The organism is Falsiruegeria litorea R37 (assembly GCF_900172225.1).
GTDB lineage: Bacteria > Pseudomonadota > Alphaproteobacteria > Rhodobacterales > Rhodobacteraceae > Falsiruegeria > Falsiruegeria litorea.
This window is the reverse complement of record NZ_FWFO01000007.1, coordinates 22,950-43,718: the sequence shown is the minus strand read 5'-3', so window position 1 is coordinate 43,718 and position 20,769 is coordinate 22,950. Positions and strand designations below refer to the sequence as shown.

Sequence of the window (20,769 nt, the reverse complement as noted above, 5' to 3'; positions counted from 1 at the left end):
GATGGGATTCGCCTGTTTTCCGAGACATGTGAATGACAACGAGCCGGCGTTCAAAAGTTGGGTTCTTCAAGCACTTTGGTGCAATTCTCCGACGTCGGTTTGTTGAAAAGTGGTATTAAAATCAAATGGTAACGCTGGTTTTGTCTGATGTGGCGATTGACTGCTGATAGGGTGCGGCGCTTGAACCAAGGCATCGTTCTTGGTGCTCCAATGTTGCCTATTTCAAGAAAGATACAGACCGGTTGGTCTGTTTTTGCCGCAACGTCACAAGCCCCGTTCGTACGCTAACTACTTTGAGAAAGCCCAAAGCGCTTTTAACGTCCGACAAACTCAGGGAGGATGACAGATGGCCGCTACGCATTCACGAGCCGAATTTCCGATTCAGGACGACGAACAGATCATCGAACAAACCGTTGGTGCTCTGTTGCGTGAAGTTGCGGCTGAAGTGCCGGACAGGTTGTGTCTGATCGAAGTGCACGATGATGGCAGTCGCGGCAGCACTTGGACGTTTGCTCAGATGCTGTCTGACGCCGAGCGATTGGCGCATGCCTTGCTCAGCCGGTTTGAGCCCGGCGAGAAAATCTGCGTTTGGGCCCCCAATGTTCCCGAGTGGATAATTTTGGAATTCGCGTGTGCGCTGTCTGGTCTGGTTCTGGTAACAGCAAACCCGGCCTATCAGGTGGGTGAGTTGAACTATGTTCTCAAGCAGTCGGGCTCGGTGGCATTGTTCCTGACGGAAAGCTATCGCGGCAATCCGATGGCCAAGATCGCTCAACAAGCGGTCGGGGGGCTAGAGGGCATTCGCGAGATCACCAATATCCAGGATCATGCGGCGCTGTATCATCAGGCCAGTCCAACTAGTGGTTTGCCTGAGGTCGACCCAATGTCGGCGGCACAGATACAATACACATCTGGCACCACGGGATTCCCCAAGGGCGCGATGCTGCACCATCTGGGCTTAACCAACAACGCGCGCTTTTATGCGCAGGCGCTGGATGTTGAACCAGGCTCTCATTGGGCCACCTACATGCCACTGTTTCACACCTCGGGCTGCGCCATGAGCCTTCTGGGCGCTCTGGCCAATCGCTCACCGCTCTTTGTTGTGAAGCTGTTCGATCCGGGCCCGATCCTCGAAATGCTTGAACGCGAGAAAGTGGTCTGGACCGGTGGTGTTCCCACTATGTTTGTTGCCATGCTCGAAGTGATGAAAGTTCGCAACTTTGATCTGAACAGTTTGCAAGTCGTGTCCTCGGGCGGCTCGATGGTTGCCCCGGAACTGGTTCGGACGGTGAAAGAGGTTTTTGGATGCGAGTTCGTGACTGTCTACGGGCAGACCGAATGCTCTCCATTGGTCACAATGACCAGACGCAGTGACACGATTGAGGACACGTGCACCACCATTGGCCGACCTTTGCCGCAAACCGAAGTGTCTATTCGTTCAGTCAGCAAGGGCACAGTCAAAGCTCTTGGGGAAACCGGAGAGATCTGTGTGCGTGGCTATGCCAAGATGTTGGGCTATCATGACAATCCGGAAGCCACAGCCTCGACTATCGACGCCGAAGGTTGGCTGCACACCGGTGACCTGGGACACTTGGACGAGCGTGGGTATGTAACGATCAACGGTCGTGTGAAAGAAATGATCATTCGCGGTGGAGAGAACCTGTTCCCGGCCGAGATCGAAAACACCCTTCTCGAGCACGAGGCCGTCGCGGATGTCGCTGTCGTGGGGTTGCCAGACGACAAATGGGGCGAAATCGTCGCCGCATTCATCCGCCCCGCAGAAGGGGCGGTTCTGAACGGCGACAGTCTCAAGGCGCATTGCCGTGAGCGGCTGGCGGCGATCAAGACGCCAGTGGTTTGGGCCAGCGTTGACAGTTTTCCATTGACCGGGTCTGGCAAGATTCAGAAATTCGCGTTGCGCGAAAACTATCTGAAAGGCGAGATCCAGAGCTTACCCTGAAGAGGCGGTTCGGGCGACCACATGGGGACGCCCGTCCAGCATGAAACTGTCGCCCGAAATCGTGATCGAATTGCCGGGTTTGACGTGGTCAAAGTCAAAAGTGCTGTCGGGCCCGAGGTTTGGTATCGACAGCACTGCGCTATAGATTTTGCCGTTACCGTCCTTTAGCAGCACAGTTGATCCATCCGTGCCTGGGATCACCTCGATGATTTCAGCTGTCAGCTGTTCGACCTTTGTATCACCAATCGCGGTTTCATTCTGCACTTGGGGTTGGCAAGCGATCAGTAGGATCGCGGCCAGAGCGGCAAAACTGAACTTCATTTAAGGGATCCTGATCTTTGGAGCAGTGGAAAACGAAATCTGCAGATAGGATCCCTTGCTGAACCTCGCAAGAGCAGGCGCCATGCTGCCCGGTATTATGGCGTAGAAAGCTGTCTGTGGCCTAAGCCGGGTTTCAGCCGCATGCCTGTCGCGACGACTTTATGACCGTTCAATTTTCGATCTGCGACAAGAGTTCCGGATTCACAACAAGATTGCGGACCCCATGGGCGTGATTTTCGTCAAAGACATTGTCTGACAGCCAGTCTCCTACTGTCGAAATGTTGATCCGGGCCACCTTGGGGCGAACACTCCAGCTGACTTGAAATGGGGACGCCTTTTCGTTGTAACCGGGACCCGTCGTTGACCCAGCATAGTTGACCGGTTCGCCCAGATCATTGGGCAGGTTTGGCACTTGATACAGGCCGTCTTGCTGCACCACGGCTGCCATCTTTGTAAAGTCCAGCGCAGTGCTGTCATTCACAAGTACGGCCACCACCGTTTCGACGCGCAGCTGCGGGTTGGTGATCTCTTCGTTCATACAAGAGCCAAGCGTTGGACCTGGTTGGACTTGAGCCGTCGAGTGGACAAAATGGATCTCGATCGTGTCTCCGGGAACCAGATCACCGTGCTCGCTTTGCCCGATCCTCTCGTCGATCGGCGCTGCTTCGGTCTCGGAAATCGACCCGTCATACTGAAACCCTGTCCCGTACCCCTCGCCATTCCCGTTGCCGGCAAAGGTTGTGAACTCACCCCCTTTGTGTTCGGCATTTTCGTGAAAGTGAATGTTGCACAGGTTCATTTGCGTGTAGTCCGGCGCAGTGCCGAAAGCCCGCGTATTGCTGCCTTGAGCGGCGTCTATGTCGCGGGGGGATTGCGGTCCAAACCCAGCACCAGAGGTGGCCGCAGCCAGATTTGCGCGTTGCTCTGCAATCGCTTCGTCCGAGACGCTTTGCCCTCCGTCAGAGGCCAAGGTCGGAAGGGGTGGGCTGGAAAAGACGCCCGCGGCGATGATTAATGCCAAGTTGAGTTGGGGGATCTGTGTCATACGAACCTCTGACTTGTGTACCTATTGAAAATTCATCAAGTTCTTTTGCCCGCGTGGACGTCTGGGTTTTGCATTCCCGAAGCAGGCAGATCTTCAAGACAAGCGAACTGGCTTTTCTATTCTATTTTTTGTCGTTATTGACAATATATTGAAAGACACCCACTTGTCATGGACATCATAGCTTGGGAATTGCACCAATGAAGAGATTACTGGTTTGGGCCGTTTCGGTTTGCCTCTTTGTGACCGCAGCCGCTTGGGTGGCTTACGCCAGTTGGTCGGGTATGTCCGAGCGGTTCGAAGCGTTGGAGCCCCCGGCGCCATCTCCAACCCAGGTTCGATGGGCGAAAGTAGAAGTGCAAGAATTGCGCGATTGGATCCACGGACAGGGCACAGCGCGGGCTGTACGGCGTCGACATTTGACATTTGAGGTGCCCGGCCGCGTTGTCGAGATTGCCGATGCCATGCGTGAAGGAGCTCGAGTCCATGGCCCTTCGGATGGAAGACAAGGGCAACTGATTGCTCGGTTAGATGATGTGGATCACGTCGAAGCCGTTCGGATCGCGGACACTGGCCTTATCCAGGCCGAGCGTAATGTGGATATGGCGCAGGCGCAGCTTCGGCAGTCGAAGAGTACCGAAAAGCTGTGGCGCGCACGGTTGGACCGTGCCAAGGCGCTGTTGGACAAAAAGGTTATTTCGCAACAAAAGTTTGACGAAGCAACAGCCGAGCTTGAGGTTGCGATCGCCAATGTCGCAGCATCGGAGGCACAGGTTGTGGCGCGCGAAGCAGGAGTATTGGCCGCCCGAAATGAGGTGTCTCGTGCCCGGCGCAACATGGAACGCGCCAAGATTCATGCACCTTGGGATGGGGTGATTGCGCGCTTGAATATCCGCGAAGGCAAATACGTCGTCCCCGAAGACATGAGCAACCGAAATGAAACCGAGATGACGGCGACCTTTCCGGTGACTTTGATCGATACCTCGACCTTCAAGGTTGAGGTTGAGGTCCCCATGCATCGTCGCACTCAGTTGCAGGTTGGCAATCCAGCTCAGATACTGCGGGGGCCAATGGGAGTGGCCCCACTGGAAGCCCATATCCATGCCGTAGCCCCCATGTTGTCACCCGGTTCGCGTACAGTTCGTGTTACTTTACGCACCAAGGCAACAAACCCGAACCTGATCGATGGCGAGCTGGTTCAGGTAAAGATCTTGCGGGTCGCACAACGGGTGCCGACAATCCCCGTCGAAGCGCTGTTGTATCATGACAATCAAGCCAAAGTAATGCTGGTCGATCCTGAAACCGGGATCGTGGATGAACGGGAACTGATCACAGGCATACGCGAGGACACTGTGATTGAGGTCAAAGAAGGTCTGTCACCAGGCGAAATTGTTGTCACCGACGGGCGCCATCGCGTGTTGTCAGGCGATCCCGTCCATCTGCTGGAAGAAGAGGGCGACAAATGAACTTGGATCCGCGCCCCAACAACAAACTGTTTTCCTTTCTGTTTGTTGAACCCATTCTGGCGATTCTGTTGGTTCTGTTCATCACGGTAGGCGGTGTTTTCGCTTTTCGAGGCATGATCAAGGAATCCTTGCCCGATCTGCAGATCCCCATGGCCTTCATCCACACAAGTTGGCATGGAACACCTCAATCCGTTATGGAGCGCGAGGTAACCGAACGGATAGAGCGCGAGATCCGCGATCTTGAGGACCTTAAGAAGTATTCCAGTGGATCGACCCATTCCAATTCCGTCATCCTGGCAGAATTTGACGCGGACGCTCCACTGGAATCCTCGATCAGCCAATTGCGTGAGCGGGTGAACAAGGCGCGCGCTGAGTTTCCTGATGGGCCAAAGACGCCGACCGTAACCCAATCTTCGATCCGGTCCATGCCAATCGCCAGCTTCGTTCTTTTTGGTCGCGTACCGCCGTCTTCGCTGGATGCAACGGCCAAGGATCTACGCAAGCGATTGTTGCGCATTCCGGGGATCACCAAAGTGCAGATCCTGGGCAATCGAAAAAGTTACGTGCGCGTGCAATTGCTTCCCGATCGTTTACATGCCTTCGATGTGTCGCCGGTAGATGTCGGACGATTGATCCGGGCCCACGCCAAGGATTTCCCCTTGGGGGTGTATGAAGGGCCCGAGCAGTCCTTTAGCCTGAAAAGCGAAAGCGCGATCTATGACGTGGACCAACTTGGCGCATTGGTGTTACGTCGTAACGAAGCGGGGTATGTGATCCGGTTACGTGATGTGGCGCGGGTCGAAAAGGCGCTCTACCGCGCGGAAACCGAAACCTACTACACCAGCGAAGGGCGCGACATCACCCAAGGTGTGGCCCTGTCCCTGATCAAGGCGGATGGCCAGGACACGATCAAACTGGTTGAGCACGCTACGCGGGTGATCGATCAGGCGATGCAAGAACGTGATTGGCCTGCCGATCTCCGGTATGACATCGTGTCGAATGATGCTGAAATCATCCAACAAGAACTGAACAAAACCCTGATCAACGGGTGGCAATCCGTGGCCGCCGTTTTTGTGGTTCTGTTCTTCCTGCTCAGTTGGCGCGAAGCAACCGTTGCAGCCCTGTCGATCCCTATCACCGTGTTGGCTGGGCTCGCTGCCTTATGGATGCTGGATTACACGTTCAACGTGATGATCGTGATCGGCATGGTGTTGGCGCTTGGTCTTCTGGTCGATGATTTCATTCTGATGATGGAAGGGATGCACGACGGGCTGCAGCGCAGAAAGCTGAAGTTTCGCGAGGCTGCCATTCGTACTGTCAAACAATACGCGGTGCCGTCCCTCGCTGGGACAGCAACGACTGTGCTGATTTTTCTGCCTCTTGCCATGATCGGCGGGCTGGACGGCAAGTTCATTCGGTCCATCCCTGTGACCGCCGCGGTGCTTTTGGTTACGTCTTATGCGGTGTCTCTTTTGATCTCGATCCCACTGTCGCGGTTTTTGGTGTCTCGCAAACAGAATGCAAAACCGATGCTGGTGGACAGGATCACATTGCGGATGGAACGTGGATTGAACAACTGGCTGGGCCGCGCCGTTGTGGGGCGCAAATCAACGTCCTGGCTTTGGTTGTCCGGAGGCAGTCTGATCGTGGCGTTCTGCGCCGTCTTGTCCGGGATGTTGCCGGTTACGCTCTATCCTTTGTCAGATGGGCGCAACATGGGGATCACTATCGAGCTCTCGCCCGACAACAAATTGGAAGACACCCGAGAAGTCGCGTTCAAAGTAGCTAAGATTCTGCAGAACAAACCCTATTTGACTTCAACGTTGATGGTGGTGGGGCAACGCGACTTTGTCTACGAAGGCTCGGCCGAGGATCGCTTATCGGTTTCGACAGCCCGAAACATTGTCGGATTTACGGTGCTCTACAAACCCAAACGCGAACGCGATCAGATGGCGTTTCAAACTGTTCCAGACTTGCGCGCCGAAATCCAAGACGCCTTGGCAAATGTGCCGGGATATCGGCTGCTGATCACGTCGGAAACGGGATCGTCTACCAACGAAGATCCGCTCCAGATCAACATCTTCGGACCGGATTTGGAAGGCGTACAGCGTATCAGTCAACAGGTCCAACAGATGCTGCGCCAGATCCCTGGGTTAAGTGACGTTCGAGATAACTTGGGACAAGCGCGCATCGAAACCACAATCAAACCCAAGCGCGAAGTGCTGGAACGCTATGGACTGACTGAAGAAGACTTCAACGCACAGCTGACGCATTATCTTGGTGACTACGAAGCCGCCAAAATGCGCAACCGCTTTGGTGGGGATGATTTGGAAATTCGAATTGAAACCTATTGGGGTTCCAAGAATGGGCGTTTGGGCGGGCCTGAAACCTGGGATGAATGGAAGAGCATTCAGATCCGCACGCCTGATGGGCGATGGGTTCCGGTGTCACTTTTGGCGGAACAACGCAGCGATCGTATTCCTCTGACCATCTCACGCAAAGACGGTCAACGCACAGCCACGATCATGGGGAAGAGCTATACATACACGTTTGGTCAACTTCACAGCTTCATCAACCCGGAATTGCAGCGTATGCAAGCCGAATGGCCTGCCGGCTATAGCTACAAGTTCGCGGGTGAGTTTGAACTTGCGGGTGAAACCTTTGGCGCATCCCAGCAAGCCTTTGTGCTTGCGATGTTGGGGGTGGCCTCAATCCTGGTATTGATTTTTCGATCCTTTTTGCAGCCAGCGATCATTCTGGTAACAGTGATCTGCGCGATTTCGGGAGTTATGTTCGGGTTCTTCCTCTTTGCCATTGAATTAAGTTTCCCGGCCGTGATCGGGATGATTGCGTTGTCAGGCATTGCGGTAAACGACGGGATTGTTCTGGTCGACACAATGAATCGCCATGTGGCCAACGGCATGAACACCGTGCAGGCCGCATGCCAGGGGGCGGCAGATAGATTCCGCCCCATCGTATCTACGACACTGACCACTATGGTCGGACTGGCCCCGTTGGCTTTTGCTGATGAAGCCTGGAGGCCCCTGTGTTTGGCGATTATTTTTGGACAGCTTGCAGCGACGGTCGCGGCTCTGACACTCGTGCCTGCCTTGTTTCGAGTGATCAGTGGAAAAGTAGATCAAGATCGACCGTTTGTTCAAGCGAGTTGAGTTTTGGGATTCCAGCTACTGCGATACACAAAAAAGAAAGAAAACAGCCTGAAATGGGCAAGCTCAGGATTAATCGGTCCTGACCCTAAGGCGAGCGGAGGGAAGGTACTGCCGATTTGGGTTCAAAATTACCTGTCAAGTATTTTACCATAATCAGACTTATGACCAATTCCAGGATTGAAAGGTTCATCGCAATCTGGTTGCGTGGTGTCATCGGATTACTCGGCTGCGTTTTTGAGTGACGCCATGAGGTTATGAAACTTCTCACCCTGCACGGCTACATGTGATCTGAGCGCGTCCGCCGTTTCTTCTGGAACGCCTTTGTCGAGAGCTTGAAGGATGGCCTCGTGTTCGGACATCGACTGCGCCATTCGCCCACGGAATCGCAACTGTTGCCTTCGGAAAGGTTTCAACCTTCGGTGAAGCCTGGAGGCTTCTTGCTCCAAGAACGAATTGCCAGATTGGGTGTATATGATTCGATGAAAACGCTCGTTTTCGACATAGTACCTATCTGGATCATCCGCATCCACGGCGAGCTGGCACTTGGTATTTGCGTCAACGAGGTCCTTCAAAGCCTGATCAGAAATACGCAGAGCCGCGAGGCGTCCGCAGACCGCCTCCATCTCGGCCATGACCTCGAACATTTCCATCAATTCGACAGGACCCGGCTGCCGGACAAAGGCACCGCGTCGTGGGATAAGCTCTACAAGACCCGACAAAGCAAGTCGCTGAATTGCTTCCCGAAGTGGGGTTCTGGAAACGCCGAATTGTTCGGCCAGTTTGACTTCGTCCAGACGATCACCATCCGCGAAAGTGCCGTCAAAGATCAGCTCTTCCAAATCCTGAGCAATGGTATCTGCAAGCCGTTGGTCCATAGTCTCCTGTTTTATCAACGAATGAATAAGAACTCAAGAAGCCAAATCTTGTATACAAAAACCTTGACTTAAAAAACATTTCTACCCTATGCTCAGTTTCATCCCCGGCTCATCCGGGTTTGAAAACGGGAGGAAACAATGAAATCCATGCTCAAAACAGCCGTTGCCGCCATGGCACTCGCGTCTGCAGGAACACTGGTAAACGCAGAGGAATTGCGCCTGTCGCACCAGTGGTCGAACAAGGACATCCGTCATCAAGTGGCCCAGATGGTCGCTGATGGGGTTGCCGCCGCCGATGTCGATCTGGAAATAAAGATTTTCGGCTCGAAATCCCTGTTCAAACCGCGCGAGCAGTACAAGCCGCTCAGCCGTGGCCAGCTGGACATGACCGTTCTGCCGCTCAGCTATGCCGGTGGACAACAGCCTGCCTATAACCTGACTCTGATGCCTGGTCTGGTAAAGAACCATGATCACGCAGCTCGTTTGGCCGACTCGCCCTTTATGGACGCGCTAGAAGCAAAGATGGCCGACGACGATGTGATGGTTCTGGTCCACGGCTATCTTGCTGGTGGTTTTGCAGGCAAGGACAAGTGCATCACCAACCCCGCAGACGTGGCGGGCTTGCAAACACGCGCGGCGGGCAAGTCATTCGAACAGATGCTGGCTGGTGCTGACGCATCAATCGCGTCGATGGCATCGTCTGAAATCTACAACGCTATGCAGACCGGTGTTCTGCAGGCGGCGAACACTTCTTCCTCGTCTTTCGTCAGCTACCGCATCTACGAGCAGGTTTCCTGCTACACCCCAGCGGGCGATGTGGCGCTGTGGTTCATGTATCAGCCGCTGCTGATGAACAAATCCACCTTCGAAGGCTTGAACGAAGACCAGCAGGCCGCTTTGCTGGCAGCTTCGGAGAAGGCGCAGGCTTTCTATCTGGAAGAGGCCAAGAAACAGGACGCCAACTCGACCAAGGTGTTCAAAGACGCTGGTGTCGAAATTGCCACGATGAGCCCGGAAGACTTCGAGGCTTGGCGCGCGCTGGCGCAGGAGACATCCTACAAAGCCTTCGTGGCAGAAGTTCCCGATGGTCAGGACCTGCTGGACAAAGCCCTGGCGGTCGAGTGATCAACTCGGTCCGGGCGGCACCTTTGTCGCCCGGCACCTGACGTCCCTTCTGAATTTCAGACTAACCTGCATCTCAATCAAAGGAGGCGCAAATGGCTGGCCATAGCTCCGCCGTTGCTTCCCACACAGGGAACAATCCCTTTCTTCGCCTTGTCGCTGCGCTTTCAACCCTGGCGGGCTGGTGTTCCGCAAGCATGATTGTCGCTGCCGTCGGTATCACGTGTCAGATGATCATCGTCCGTTTCGTGCTAAACGGTTCGACCATCTGGCAAACCGAAGCGGTCATCTATCTGGTCATTGCGGCCACCCTCGTTGGGTTGCCTTATGTTCAGCGTCTGCGCGGGCATGTGAATGTGGACCTGATCCCGATCTCGCTGGCACCGCGCCCCCGGTTCTTCATGGCGATCCTGACCTCGGTTCTGTCCATCGCCATCGTCTCTGTGATGCTGTTTTACGGCTATGAGTACTGGCATTTCGCGTGGGAGCGCGGCTGGAAATCCGACACCGTCTGGGGTGTTCGCCTGTGGATTCCCTACCTCGCCCTCCCGGTTGGTTTTGGCCTGTTGCTGCTGCAACTGATCGCCGATCTCATCGCCGTCCTGCTAGGCATCGATAAACCCTTTGGGCTGGAGTAAAGCCGATGGATCCCCTTCTGCTCGGCGCCATTGTCGCCATCGCCACCATTCTTGTTCTCTTCTCCGGCGTATCCGTGGCCATCGGTCTGCTGATCGTCTCTGCCGGTTTCCTGATTGTTTTCGACGGTGCCCGTTCGCTGGAACTGATGCCCGAGATTCTGTTCGGAAAACTCGATAACTTTGCTCTGCTCTCGATCCCGATGTTCATCATCATGGGTTCGTCTATTGCCTCAACGCGGGCCGGGGCCGACCTGTACGAAGCGCTTGAACGCTGGCTGACCCGCATTCCCGGCGGTCTGGTCGTCTCGAACCTGGGTGCCTGTGCGCTGTTCGCCGCCATGTCCGGTTCGTCGCCCGCAACCTGTGCCGCCATCGGCAAGATGGGCATCCCCGAGATGCGCAAGCGCGGCTATCCCGACGGTGTTGCGGCCGGTTCGATCGCCGCAGGCGGTACGCTGGGCATCCTGATCCCGCCTTCGGTTACCATGATCGTCTACGGTATCGCCACCGAGACCTCGATTGGCCGCCTGTTCCTGGCCGGTGTGATCCCGGGCCTGATGCTGGTGGGTCTGTTCATGGCCTGGTCACTGTATTCCACATGGAAATCCGGTGACGCGACCCGTCTGGGGTCTGGCAGCTACACCTGGGCCGAACGGTTCGAGATCCTGCCGCGCGTGCTGCCCTTCCTCGGCATCATTCTGGGTGTTCTCTATGCCATGTATGGCGGTATCGCCACACCGTCGGAAACGGCCGCCGTGGGTGCCCTGCTGTGCCTGCTGATCGCGATGATCATCTACAAGCTGTGGAACCCCAAGGACATCTGGGTCGTGCTGCGCGATAGTACCAAGGAAAGCGTGATGATCCTGTTCATCATCGCTGCCGCCGGTGTGTTCTCGTACATGCTCAGCTCGCTGTTCATCACCCAGTCGATCGCCGAATGGATCGGTACGCTGGACGTGAACCGCTGGGTGCTGATGGGTGCGGTCAACGTGTTCCTGCTGATCGCCGGGTTCTTCCTGCCGCCCGTTGCGGTGATCTTGATGGCGGCGCCGATCCTGCTGCCGATCATCACCACCGCTGGCTTTGATCCGATCTGGTTTGCGGTTGTGCTGACCATCAACATGGAGATTGGCCTGATCTCGCCGCCGGTTGGTCTGAACCTTTACGTGATCAACGGCATCGCGCCCGATATCTCGCTGAAGACCATCCTGACCGGTTCGCTGCCCTTCGTGGCCTGCATGGTGATCGCGATTGTCCTGCTGTGTCTGTTCCCCGGTCTGGCCACCTGGTTGCCTGATCTGGTGATGGGAGCAGCGGTATGACCCTGCTGGCAGATCTTCTTTCAACCGTGTTCGAGCGGCGTTATCGCCGCCACGCGGCGGGGGCGGCTTTGGATGGCCGCCCGCTGACCGAACTGGCCGATGCGCTGGTTGGAACCGCCGGGGAAACCTCGGGGCTGGCATTGGCCGAAGAGATCCTGACCCGGTTCGATACACTGGGCGACGACGAAAAGCTGGAGTTCTTCCGCTATCTCGCCACTGCCATGAATATCGACCCCGAAGCGGTCCGGTCATCGCTGGATGAATACGAGCGTGATCCCTCGAAAGCGACCTACCGCAGCTTTGCTGCTGCGGCCGAGCCCGCCCGGCAGGAGATGATCCGGCGCCTGAACCGGGTGCCGGGGGCCACCGGCGCGCTGGTGCAGATGCGCGCTGATTTGCTGCGGCTTGGTGGAAAAGAGGCTGAATTGCAGGCGCTGGATCTGGATTTCCGCCACTTGTTTGCCAGCTGGTTCAACCGGGGCTTTCTGGTGCTGCGTCCGATCAACTGGGAAAGCCCGGCGCATATCCTGGAAAAGATCATCGCCTATGAGGCTGTACATGCCATCGACAGCTGGGACGACCTGCGCCGCAGGCTGGAACCCACCGACCGGCGCTGTTTTGCTTTTTTTCACCCCTCGATGCCGGATGAGCCGCTTATTTTTGTCGAAGTAGCCTTGAACAGCGGCATTCCCGGATCGGTTCAGGCGCTGCTTGCCGAAGACCGTAATCCAATGCCCGAGGATCAGGCCGACACGGCAGTGTTCTATTCCATTTCCAACTGTCAGGCCGGGCTGGCCAGCATTTCGTTCGGTAACTCGCTGATCAAGCAGGTGGCATCGGATCTTGCTGCCGAGCTGTCGGGGCTAAAAACTTTTGTCACTCTGTCACCCATTCCGGGCCTGATCAAATGGCTGTCTCAGGAAGACCATGAGTGGGACATCGAACAGCCCGATCAGATGAAGGCGCTGGCGGCCCATTACCTGCTTAACGCCAAGGGCCGGAGCAACATGCCTTTTGACCCGGTGGCGCGGTTCCATCTGGGTAACGGCGCACTGGTTCATGCGGTTCATGCGGATGCCGACACGTCGGACAAGGGGCGCGCCCAGTCCGGCGGCACAATGGTCAATTATCTATATGACCTGTCCCGCGTGTCACAAAATCACGAGCAATTCGCCAACACCCGCGACGTGATCGCCTCGGCCGACGTCAAATCCCTCGCCGCGTCCGCTTCGCTCTCCACAACACAAGAAAGGTAACCCTCATGGCTAACCCTCTCTATGATGGCTTGTTCGGCGCTCATGCCGGTAAAGATACACCTTTTTTGCACCTGCTGGACGGCAAAACCGTCACCCATCAGGATTTCCTGAGCACCGCCTCGCAGATTGCGCATGTGGCCACCCAACTGGGCTTGAAAACCGGTGATCGTGTCGCCGCGCAGATCGAGAAATCGCCCGAGGCGCTGGCGCTGTATGCTGCATGTGCACAGGCTGGTCTGGTGTTCCTACCACTCAACACCGCCTATACGGTGGATGAGCTGACCTATTTCATCGAAAACAGCGGTGCGTCCCTGATCGTTTGTGACAGCAAGAGCGAAGAAAAGCTCACCCCGGTTGGCGCACAGCTGGACGCTAAGGTGGAAACCCTGAACGCTGATGGCAGCGGCACATTGATGGATCAAGCTGCGACCATGCCTGCCAGCTTTGAAACCGTCGATCGCGATGGTGATGATCTGGCCGCGTTCCTCTATACCTCTGGCACTACGGGCCGATCGAAAGGCGCGATGCTAACCCAGAACAACCTGTTGTCGAATGCGCAGGCATTGGTCAAGGAATGGCGGTTCACATCCGACGACGTGCTGCTGCACGCGCTGCCGATCTTCCACACGCATGGTCTGTTCGTAGCCACCAACGTTACTCTGGCTGCCGGCAGCAGCATGGTATTCATGCCCAAATTCGATCTGGATGAAATCATCAGCCGGATGCCAAATGCCACCACAATGATGGGTGTGCCAACATTCTATACGCGCCTGCTGGACGATGACCGCTTTACCAAGGAACTGGCCGCACATATGCGCCTGTTCATCTCAGGCTCAGCGCCCTTGTTGGCGGAAACACATGTGCAGTTCGAAGAGCGTACCGGCCACCGCATTCTGGAACGCTATGGCATGACCGAAACCAACATGAACACCTCAAACCCCTATGACGGCGACCGCCGCGCAGGCACGGTGGGTTTTCCGCTGCCGGGGGTCGAGCTGAAAATCTGCGATTCCGACGGTAACGCCCTGCCCCAAGGTGAAATCGGCGAAATCGAGGTGCGCGGGCCCAACGTGTTCAAGGGCTATTGGCAGATGCCGGAAAAAACTGCTGCGGAACTGCGCGAGAACGGGTTCTTCATCACCGGTGATCTGGGCCGCATCGACGAGGATGGATATGTCCATATCGTCGGGCGCAACAAGGATCTGATCATATCGGGCGGGTACAACATCTATCCCAAAGAGATCGAACTGGTTCTGGACGATCAGCCAGGCGTGACCGAAAGCGCCGTCGTTGGCGTTCCGCATCCTGATTTTGGCGAGACGGTTGTTGGCATCATCGTCGCCGAACCCGGTCAGTCCCCTGATCTGGATGCCATGATGGGCGCAGTGCGCGAAAGCCTTGCGCGCTTCAAGCATCCGCGCAAGCTGATCCTGATGGATGAACTGCCCCGCAACACGATGGGCAAAGTTCAAAAGAACATCCTGCGCGATCAATACAAGAACATGTTCGTCGCCGCTTAACATGATCCTCCCTGACCATGCAGCCGCTCTCCTCGATATTGCTGCAGGTCAACTTCCGACGGCCAGAGCGCGCGCAGCGCGTGTCCTCTGGCCGTTGCCTTTTCCGGAGCTACCCTGATGTACCAGAATATCCTTGTCCCCGTATCCTTTGATGCCGATCGTGATGTGGCACAGTCGATCACCGTAGCGCAGGCCCTCAGGCAGCCGAACGGGACCGTGACGCTGTTGCATGTGGTCGAACACATGCCCCAATACACCAGCGACCTGCTGCCCGAAAATCACTTTGATATCGCCAAAGCGGCCATCACCGACAAGCTGAAGCCATTGATCGGGGATATGCCTGAAACCAAGATCGACATCGTCGAAGGTCACGCGGGCCGCGGCATTTTGGATTATGCGACAGCGCAAAAGACCGACTGCATCGTGCTCGCAAGCCATCGCCCCGGCCTGCAGGATTACCTGCTGGGGTCGACGGCCGCTCGCGTTGTCCGGCATGCCGGTTGTTCGGTTCACGTGGTTCGGTAATTCAAGTCGGGTTCTGGCCGGGCGCTGGTCGGCGACCTGGTGACTTTCGGCACTGGGCCATTGGCGATGACCTGCGGCCCGGCCAAATCGGCTGTATGACAGCGGCTTTGATGCGTCCTGTAACTGTGCGCAGGATCGCTTAGTGACAGAGAGACACTTAAACCTTCTGTGCTCTTCAGTTAGCGTGACTAGCTGAAACCACATTTCTTGAGCTGTCTGTCACGGCGACCCAAAATGACAAAGCTATGATGACCCAAAAGACAATTCCAACGCGGCTTGGCATCCTGATTTTCCCAGGATTTCCAATGGCCTGCCTGACGTCGTGCATTGAACCCTTGCGCGCCGCAAATGAGATATCCGGTCAAGACGCGTTTCACTGGACTGTTGTTGCGGAAAAAGACAGCCCAGTGCAATCCTCTGCCGGGGTCACTTTTTCGCCGGACTGCATGTTGGCCGACGCAAAATCGCTGGATCACCTTCTGTTTGCTGCCAGTCCGAACAGTGTGTTTGAAAATCCGTCCAAGGCTAATGCGGCCCTGCAACGTTTGCTGCGCAGCAAAACTCAGTTGGGTGCCATCAGCGGCGGCGTGTTCCCTCTGGCCAGAACCCGTTTGACCGAAGAGCGCCCCCTCTCTGTTCACTGGTGTTATGAGGCCGCTTTTCGGGCTGAATTCCCGGACATCCCGATCCAGGGAACCGTGGTCTGCAGTGATGGCGCCTATACAACCATTTCCGGGGCTTCAGCAGTGTTCGATCACATGCTGACGCTGATCGAGCACCGTTTAGGCGGTGACATCATGGCAGAGGTGGCGTGCTGGTTTCAGCATCCGTTCATCCGCAGCGCGGCAATGTCACAAAAGGTTCCGGCGATCGCGACCGCCAAAAGCCAGGATTTGCTGCCAAAACAGGTGGCCCGCGCCATTCAGCTTTTTGCCGAACATATAGAAAGCCCGGTCCAGATCAGCGAAGTGGCCGAGGCGGTTGGCCTGTCCGCCCGCTCGCTGGAGCGCGGCTTCAAGAAAGCGACCGGTCAAAGCCCTCTCAGTTATTACCGCAAAATGCGGATGAACCAGGCGCGACAGCTGGTGCTGTACACCAACGATGCGATTACCGAGGTCGCTTACATGGTCGGTTATGCGACCCCGGGTGCCTTCATGCGCCATTACCGCGAAACATTTGGCGTCACACCGATCAGCGACCGGCGTGCCAAAAATTCGATGCGAGTTGGCAGCGACGATGTGCTGCCCTCGGGTTGATGCTCAGGCGATGGACTTTGCAATCGCCATCAGACCGTGATGCAGGGATCCGGCCGAGGACCGGGGACCGATTACCGCCATGCGATCCTTGGCCAGCTTCCATAGAAAGACGCCCAGATGTTCAGCCGTGGTGCGGATCGTCTCGCCCGGTTCCATCGTGCGGACCGGGGCATTGCTGAGCCGTTCAAACAGATCATGCAGGCCCGCACCCTGAACGTCGAACCGACACCAACCGTCCGTCTGCTCGACGACCGAAGCAGCATCACCAACGACTTGCTTCAGTTCGGGCGCCAGCAGCTCATGGCTGTGATGTGGCGCGGTGACCATCCACTGATCGGGTCCCATCCAAAACGCAGCAAAGGGTGTCGCTTCGGTGGATTGACCCACTTCGGGCAATGTCAAACCTGTCGTGTCGGCCAGTGCTTTTTGCACGGCGCCAGCCTGATCGCACCGTGCCGCGACCGAGGCCATCGCCTGATCCACAACTTCGGTGATTGTGATGGTGCCGATGACGTCCTGACGCGGTGTGTCACCACCTAGTGGTGTGATGGGTTTCAAATTATGCACGGAGCTTCTCCCCTTCTGGGTCCACGAAATGGGCGCTGACGATTTCGACCAAAATTTCCTGACCCTCCAAAGGGTTGACCAGTCGCAATTGCTCGCCCTTGCGGTCGAAACCGCCTTTGACAAAACCCAGCCCAATCGAACTTTGCAGGATCGGTGAATAGGCCGCCGAGGTGACATAGCCCTGGTCATGGGCCGCATCGACCGGCCCGTCTTTGTTCATCAGATGTCCGCCCGCAGGCACGCTGTCATTGGCATCCAACGGTTTCAACCCGACCAGAGCCAGCGCATCCGGGGTGTTCATACCTTCGCGACGGCTGAGTACGTTGCCGATACAGTCCTTCTTGGTGCTGACCATCCGGCCAAGACCGAGGTTCAGCGCCGTTGTCGTCCCGTTCAGCTCGTTGCCTGCCGCGTGGCCCTTTTCGATCCGCATGACGCCAAGCGCCTCGGTGCCGTAGGGGACCACATCGAACTCTTCGCCCGCGTCCATCAACGCACGCATCAGGCCATCACCGTAACGCGTGGGCACAGCGATCTCATAGGCCAGCTCGCCTGAGAACGAGATGCGGAACAGACGCGCCCGGCACCCGCCACAGACGGTGATCTCGCCACACCCCATGAAGGGGAACGCCTCGTTCGAGATGTCGAATTCAGGGTCAACGATCTTTTGCAGCAGCTTGCGGCTGTTCGGACCGGCCACGGCATATTGTGCCCAGGCCTCGGTGGTCGAGATCAGTTGCACGTCCATATCCGGGCACAGGCACTGGCGCACGAATTCCATGTTACGATAAACCAGAACCGCGTTGGCAGTGGTGGTTGTCACGACAAAATGGTCCTCGGCCAGACGTGCGGCGGTGCCGTCGTCATAGGCCACGCCATCTTCGCGCAGCATCAGGCCGTAACGCACCTTGCCAACGGGCAGCTTGGCAAAACCGTTCGCATAGATCTTGTTGAGGAACGCGGCGGCATCCGCACCCTGCACATCGATCTTGCCCAGCGTCGTCACATCGCAGACACCGACCGAGTTACGGGTCTGCAGCACCTCACGGTCCACCGACTGGCGCCAATGAGACTCGCCTTTGCGAGGGAACCATTGAGCCCGCAGCCAATTGCCGACTTCGACAAACACTGCGCCCTGCTCTTCGGCCCATTTATGGCTGGGGGTCAGGCGGGTCGGGTGGAACTCCTTGCCCACGGCCCGGCCCGCCAGCGCACCCATCGCAACGGGCGTGTAAGGCGGACGGAAGATGGTATTGCCGGTCTCGGGGATCGATTTACCGGTCAGTTCGGCCATCACCGCCAGCGCGCCCATGTTCGAGGTTTTACCCTGATCGGTGGCCATGCCCAGTGTGGTGTAGCGTTTCAGGTGCTCGATCGAGGTAAAGTTCTCCTGATGTGCCAGCTTGACGTCCTTGACGGTGACGTCGTTCTGATAATCCAGCCAGGCGCGTTTCGCGCCCTGCACGTGCCAGAATGGTGACAGCGAAACCGGCGCGTCGACTGCCGCAGGAAGATCGGCGGGGGTTGCTGTAAGTCCCAGATCACTCAGCGCAGAGACCGCCGCCTCAGCCCCGCCCTTCAGAGCTTCGTCCGTTGTCATCTCACCCTTGGCGGCCCCGGTCACGATCTGACCGGCCGGCAGGCCTTCACCCGGTACAAAGGCATGGATATCCGCGTTCCAGACCGGGCGACCGCGCTGATGGCAGGTCAGGCCCAGGTTCGGATTCCAGCCACCCGACATGGCCAACCCTTCGCAACGCAGATCGCGGGTGTATCCCCCGGCAAGCTGCACTTGAACCGAGGTCAGGCCAAGGCGTCCCGAGGTGTTGACGATCTTGGCGCCTTTCAGCACCTCGGTGCCTACAACGTCCGGCGCATCGGGGCGGGTGTCGACAATGGCGGGCACCTTGATCCCTTGAGCCATCAGGTCACGCGCCGTCTGGTGCGCATCGTCATTGTTGGCAAAGACCACGACCGATTGTCCGGGTGTGGCTGCCCAGCGGTTGGCATAGGCCCTCACCGCACCGGCCAGCATGATCCCCGGACGGTCGTTGTTTTCAAAGGCGATGGGACGTTCGATCGCCCCGGTCGCGACCAGCGCACGCTTGGAATAAATCCGCCAAACGGTCTGACGCGGCTTGCCCTCGGCAGGAACGGCCAGATGATCCGCGTTGCGTTCGATCGCGCCATAGACACCATGGTCATAAGCGCCAAACACTGTGGTGCGCGGCATCAGGCGCACGTTGTCCAGACCTGCCAATTCGGCCTGCGCCTGCGCCACCCAGTCCGCACCCGAGATATCAGCCAGCGCGCCGGTTTCGGAAATCAGGCGCCCGCCCAGACGAAAGTCTTCATCGGCCAGAATGACCTGAGCGCCCGCGCGTCCAGCGGTCAGCGCAGCGGCAAGCCCGGCAGGACCCGCACCGATGATCAGCAGATCGCAATGCAGAAAACCTTTGTCATAGAGGTCGGGATCATCCTCTTTGGTCAGGCTGCCCAGCCCGGCGGCCTTACGGATTACCGGCTCGTAGAGTTTTTCCCAGAACGCTTTCGGCCACATGAAGGTCTTGTAATAGAACCCTGCAGTCAGGAAGTTCGAGAACCGATCGTTGATCGCCATGACATCGCGTTCCAGCGACGGCCAGCGGTTCTGCGAATTTGCGCTCAGGCCCTCATACAATTCGGCGACAGTGGCACGTGTATTGGGCTCCTGACGTCCGCCCGAGCGCAGCTCGACCAGCGCGTTGGGTTCTTCGCTGCCTGCGGTCAACGGCCCGCGGGGGCGGTGGTATTTGAACGATCGGCCCATCAGCCGGACGCCATTGGCCAACAGCGCCGATGCGAGCGTGTCACCTTCGAAGCCGCTATAGCTTTTGCCGTCGAAAGTGAAATTCAGGCTGGCGTCACGATTGATCAGGCCACCCTTCAGACGATTGTTCGAGGTCATTGCGCAGACCTTTCCGCCGCAGCCGCTTTGGCCACATCGCGGGCCAGTTCAACGTTCAGAATCTCGTGCGTCACCGTGTTGCGCGTGACCACCAGCCAGGACCGGTCGCCCTGTTCGTGGAACCACAGCTCGCGATGCGCGCCCGCCGGGTTGTCGCGCAGATACAGGTAGTCGTGAAACGCCTGCGCGGCGTTCTCGGCCTGCCAGTCGGGTCGGTTGATCAGCGTGGCGTCGCCCAGATAGGTGAACTCTTGCGCGTCGCGCAGGCCAAGCAAGGGATGATTGATCAGCATTCTTCGATCTCCGATCCTTTGTGGATGATGTTGATATCCCGGACCCGCTGAACCCATTTGGCGCGCAGGTCTTCACTGGTGACGCCAAGATCATAGGACGGCGTGGCCAGTGGCTTGCAGGACAACAATTTGATGATCACGAAGCCTGAGAACATGGGCTCAAGCTCGGGCCAACGGTTGGTATAGGTTGGGCGCAACGACGGGTACCGCGCATCGTCGCGTGGGACAAAGCTGGCCTCGCCCTTGATCAGCACACCGCGGCGGGTCAGGATGTCGATAAAGTTCACCTCGACCTGCGGACGCACCGCGATATTGGCCAGCGTATCGGGCGAGCGCATCTCGGCAAAGCCAATCGTGGTCTCGTCGTGAATGACGAACGTGCCCTTGGGCGACACATTTGGGTTTCCATCAGCATCGGCGGTTGCAACAAAGCCAAGGTGCCAATGTTCGATCAGGTCACGTGCAAACTTGTTGATCATGGCCATGTTC

Annotated in this window: 17 protein-coding genes; 10 read left to right on the top strand and 7 right to left on the bottom strand. The window is 57.1% G+C overall.

Features of this window, described 5'->3' with window-relative positions:
* The first annotated feature begins 346 nt into the window (after window positions 1-346).
* Window positions 347-1,960, top strand: a complete 1,614-nt coding sequence (locus TRL7639_RS21495) for an AMP-binding protein (RefSeq protein ID WP_085797966.1) — start codon at window positions 347-349, stop codon at window positions 1,958-1,960.
* On the opposite strand, the gene TRL7639_RS21490 is transcribed toward TRL7639_RS21495, so the two are convergent.
* A complete protein-coding gene (locus TRL7639_RS21490) occupies window positions 1,952-2,281 on the bottom strand; it encodes a hypothetical protein (RefSeq protein ID WP_085797965.1) in 330 nt (109 codons plus the stop codon). The two genes, TRL7639_RS21495 and TRL7639_RS21490, sit on opposite strands and share 9 nt — an antisense overlap.
* 169 nt (window positions 2,282-2,450) lie before the next feature.
* Window positions 2,451-3,326 (bottom strand): delta-class carbonic anhydrase, encoded by an 876-nt coding sequence (locus tag TRL7639_RS21485; protein WP_165759877.1) that lies wholly within the window; start codon window positions 3,324-3,326, stop codon window positions 2,451-2,453.
* Between the two features lie 197 nt (window positions 3,327-3,523).
* Here TRL7639_RS21485 and TRL7639_RS21480 point away from each other — a divergent pair, with 197 nt between their 5' ends.
* Window positions 3,524-4,789, top strand: a complete 1,266-nt coding sequence (locus tag TRL7639_RS21480; RefSeq protein WP_085797964.1) for an efflux RND transporter periplasmic adaptor subunit — start codon at window positions 3,524-3,526, stop codon at window positions 4,787-4,789.
* A complete protein-coding gene (locus TRL7639_RS21475; protein WP_085797963.1) occupies window positions 4,786-7,959 on the top strand; it encodes an efflux RND transporter permease subunit in 3,174 nt (1,057 codons plus the stop codon). The genes TRL7639_RS21480 and TRL7639_RS21475 overlap by 4 nt, the downstream gene beginning before the upstream one ends.
* Before the next feature lie 218 nt (window positions 7,960-8,177).
* Here TRL7639_RS21475 and TRL7639_RS21470 read toward each other — a convergent pair whose 3' ends face one another.
* Entirely contained in the window at window positions 8,178-8,834 is a 657-nt protein-coding gene (locus TRL7639_RS21470) for a GntR family transcriptional regulator (protein WP_085797962.1), read from the bottom strand.
* Window positions 8,835-8,972: 138 nt separating this feature from the next.
* Between TRL7639_RS21470 and dctP the strand changes: the two genes are divergently transcribed.
* The 7 genes from dctP (at window position 8,973) to TRL7639_RS21435 (ending at window position 16,473) form a co-directional block, all read left to right on the top strand.
* Complete coding sequence (gene dctP, locus TRL7639_RS21465; protein WP_085797961.1) at window positions 8,973-9,959, top strand: TRAP transporter substrate-binding protein DctP; 987 nt, start codon at window positions 8,973-8,975, stop codon at window positions 9,957-9,959.
* A 92-nt stretch (window positions 9,960-10,051) separates the two neighbouring features.
* Complete coding sequence (locus TRL7639_RS21460; RefSeq protein ID WP_085797960.1) at window positions 10,052-10,594, top strand: TRAP transporter small permease; 543 nt, start codon at window positions 10,052-10,054, stop codon at window positions 10,592-10,594.
* A gap of 5 nt (window positions 10,595-10,599) precedes the next feature.
* The gene (locus TRL7639_RS21455; RefSeq protein ID WP_085797959.1) at window positions 10,600-11,916 is read left to right on the top strand and encodes a TRAP transporter large permease; all 1,317 of its coding nucleotides are present in this window, start codon (window positions 10,600-10,602) and stop codon (window positions 11,914-11,916) included.
* Window positions 11,913-13,172, top strand: coding sequence for a malonyl-CoA decarboxylase (locus TRL7639_RS21450; RefSeq protein ID WP_085797958.1), 1,260 nt, complete (start codon window positions 11,913-11,915; stop codon window positions 13,170-13,172). The genes TRL7639_RS21455 and TRL7639_RS21450 overlap by 4 nt, the downstream gene beginning before the upstream one ends.
* 5 nt (window positions 13,173-13,177) lie before the next feature.
* Entirely contained in the window at window positions 13,178-14,692 is a 1,515-nt protein-coding gene (locus tag TRL7639_RS21445) for a malonate--CoA ligase (RefSeq protein ID WP_085797957.1), read from the top strand.
* A gap of 117 nt (window positions 14,693-14,809) precedes the next feature.
* Entirely contained in the window at window positions 14,810-15,217 is a 408-nt protein-coding gene (locus tag TRL7639_RS21440) for a universal stress protein (RefSeq protein ID WP_085797956.1), read from the top strand.
* Window positions 15,218-15,465: 248 nt separating this feature from the next.
* Window positions 15,466-16,473, top strand: coding sequence for a GlxA family transcriptional regulator (locus TRL7639_RS21435; RefSeq protein ID WP_085798018.1), 1,008 nt, complete (start codon window positions 15,466-15,468; stop codon window positions 16,471-16,473).
* A gap of 3 nt (window positions 16,474-16,476) precedes the next feature.
* On the opposite strand, the gene TRL7639_RS21430 is transcribed toward TRL7639_RS21435, so the two are convergent.
* The 4 genes from TRL7639_RS21430 to TRL7639_RS21415 are packed head-to-tail and all read right to left on the bottom strand — an operon-like array spanning window position 16,477 to window position 20,759.
* Window positions 16,477-17,040, bottom strand: coding sequence for a sarcosine oxidase subunit gamma (locus tag TRL7639_RS21430; RefSeq protein WP_085797955.1), 564 nt, complete (start codon window positions 17,038-17,040; stop codon window positions 16,477-16,479).
* Window positions 17,033-19,987, bottom strand: a complete 2,955-nt coding sequence (locus TRL7639_RS21425; protein WP_085797954.1) for a sarcosine oxidase subunit alpha family protein — start codon at window positions 19,985-19,987, stop codon at window positions 17,033-17,035. The genes TRL7639_RS21430 and TRL7639_RS21425 overlap by 8 nt, the downstream gene beginning before the upstream one ends.
* Window positions 19,984-20,280 (bottom strand): sarcosine oxidase subunit delta, encoded by a 297-nt coding sequence (locus TRL7639_RS21420; RefSeq protein ID WP_085797953.1) that lies wholly within the window; start codon window positions 20,278-20,280, stop codon window positions 19,984-19,986. Before TRL7639_RS21420 ends, TRL7639_RS21425 begins: the two co-directional genes overlap by 4 nt.
* Window positions 20,274-20,759: a pyridoxamine 5'-phosphate oxidase family protein gene (locus tag TRL7639_RS21415; protein ID WP_165759876.1), complete on the bottom strand. Its 486-nt coding sequence runs from the start codon at window positions 20,757-20,759 to the stop codon at window positions 20,274-20,276. Before TRL7639_RS21415 ends, TRL7639_RS21420 begins: the two co-directional genes overlap by 7 nt.
* Window positions 20,760-20,769: the final 10 nt, after the last annotated feature.

What these genes read in the sequence shown, in the direction of transcription:
- TRL7639_RS21450 (WP_085797958.1), top strand. Translation starts at nt 11,913, where the DNA reads ATGACCCTGCTGGCAGATCTTCTTTCAACCGTGTTCGAGCGGCGTTAT.
- dctP (WP_085797961.1), top strand. Translation starts at nt 8,973, where the DNA reads ATGAAATCCATGCTCAAAACAGCCGTTGCCGCCATGGCACTCGCGTCT.
- TRL7639_RS21485 (WP_165759877.1), bottom strand. Translation starts at nt 3,326, where the DNA reads ATGACACAGATCCCCCAACTCAACTTGGCATTAATCATCGCCGCGGGC.
- TRL7639_RS21475 (WP_085797963.1), top strand. Translation starts at nt 4,786, where the DNA reads ATGAACTTGGATCCGCGCCCCAACAACAAACTGTTTTCCTTTCTGTTT.
- TRL7639_RS21480 (WP_085797964.1), top strand. Translation starts at nt 3,524, where the DNA reads ATGAAGAGATTACTGGTTTGGGCCGTTTCGGTTTGCCTCTTTGTGACC.
- TRL7639_RS21470 (WP_085797962.1), bottom strand. Translation starts at nt 8,834, where the DNA reads ATGGACCAACGGCTTGCAGATACCATTGCTCAGGATTTGGAAGAGCTG.
- TRL7639_RS21420 (WP_085797953.1), bottom strand. Translation starts at nt 20,280, where the DNA reads ATGCTGATCAATCATCCCTTGCTTGGCCTGCGCGACGCGCAAGAGTTC.
- TRL7639_RS21495 (WP_085797966.1), top strand. Translation starts at nt 347, where the DNA reads ATGGCCGCTACGCATTCACGAGCCGAATTTCCGATTCAGGACGACGAA.
- TRL7639_RS21415 (WP_165759876.1), bottom strand. Translation starts at nt 20,759, where the DNA reads ATGATCAACAAGTTTGCACGTGACCTGATCGAACATTGGCACCTTGGC.
- TRL7639_RS21460 (WP_085797960.1), top strand. Translation starts at nt 10,052, where the DNA reads ATGGCTGGCCATAGCTCCGCCGTTGCTTCCCACACAGGGAACAATCCC.
- TRL7639_RS21435 (WP_085798018.1), top strand. Translation starts at nt 15,466, where the DNA reads ATGACCCAAAAGACAATTCCAACGCGGCTTGGCATCCTGATTTTCCCA.
- TRL7639_RS21490 (WP_085797965.1), bottom strand. Translation starts at nt 2,281, where the DNA reads ATGAAGTTCAGTTTTGCCGCTCTGGCCGCGATCCTACTGATCGCTTGC.
- TRL7639_RS21425 (WP_085797954.1), bottom strand. Translation starts at nt 19,987, where the DNA reads ATGACCTCGAACAATCGTCTGAAGGGTGGCCTGATCAATCGTGACGCC.
- TRL7639_RS21445 (WP_085797957.1), top strand. Translation starts at nt 13,178, where the DNA reads ATGGCTAACCCTCTCTATGATGGCTTGTTCGGCGCTCATGCCGGTAAA.
- TRL7639_RS21455 (WP_085797959.1), top strand. Translation starts at nt 10,600, where the DNA reads ATGGATCCCCTTCTGCTCGGCGCCATTGTCGCCATCGCCACCATTCTT.
- TRL7639_RS21440 (WP_085797956.1), top strand. Translation starts at nt 14,810, where the DNA reads ATGTACCAGAATATCCTTGTCCCCGTATCCTTTGATGCCGATCGTGAT.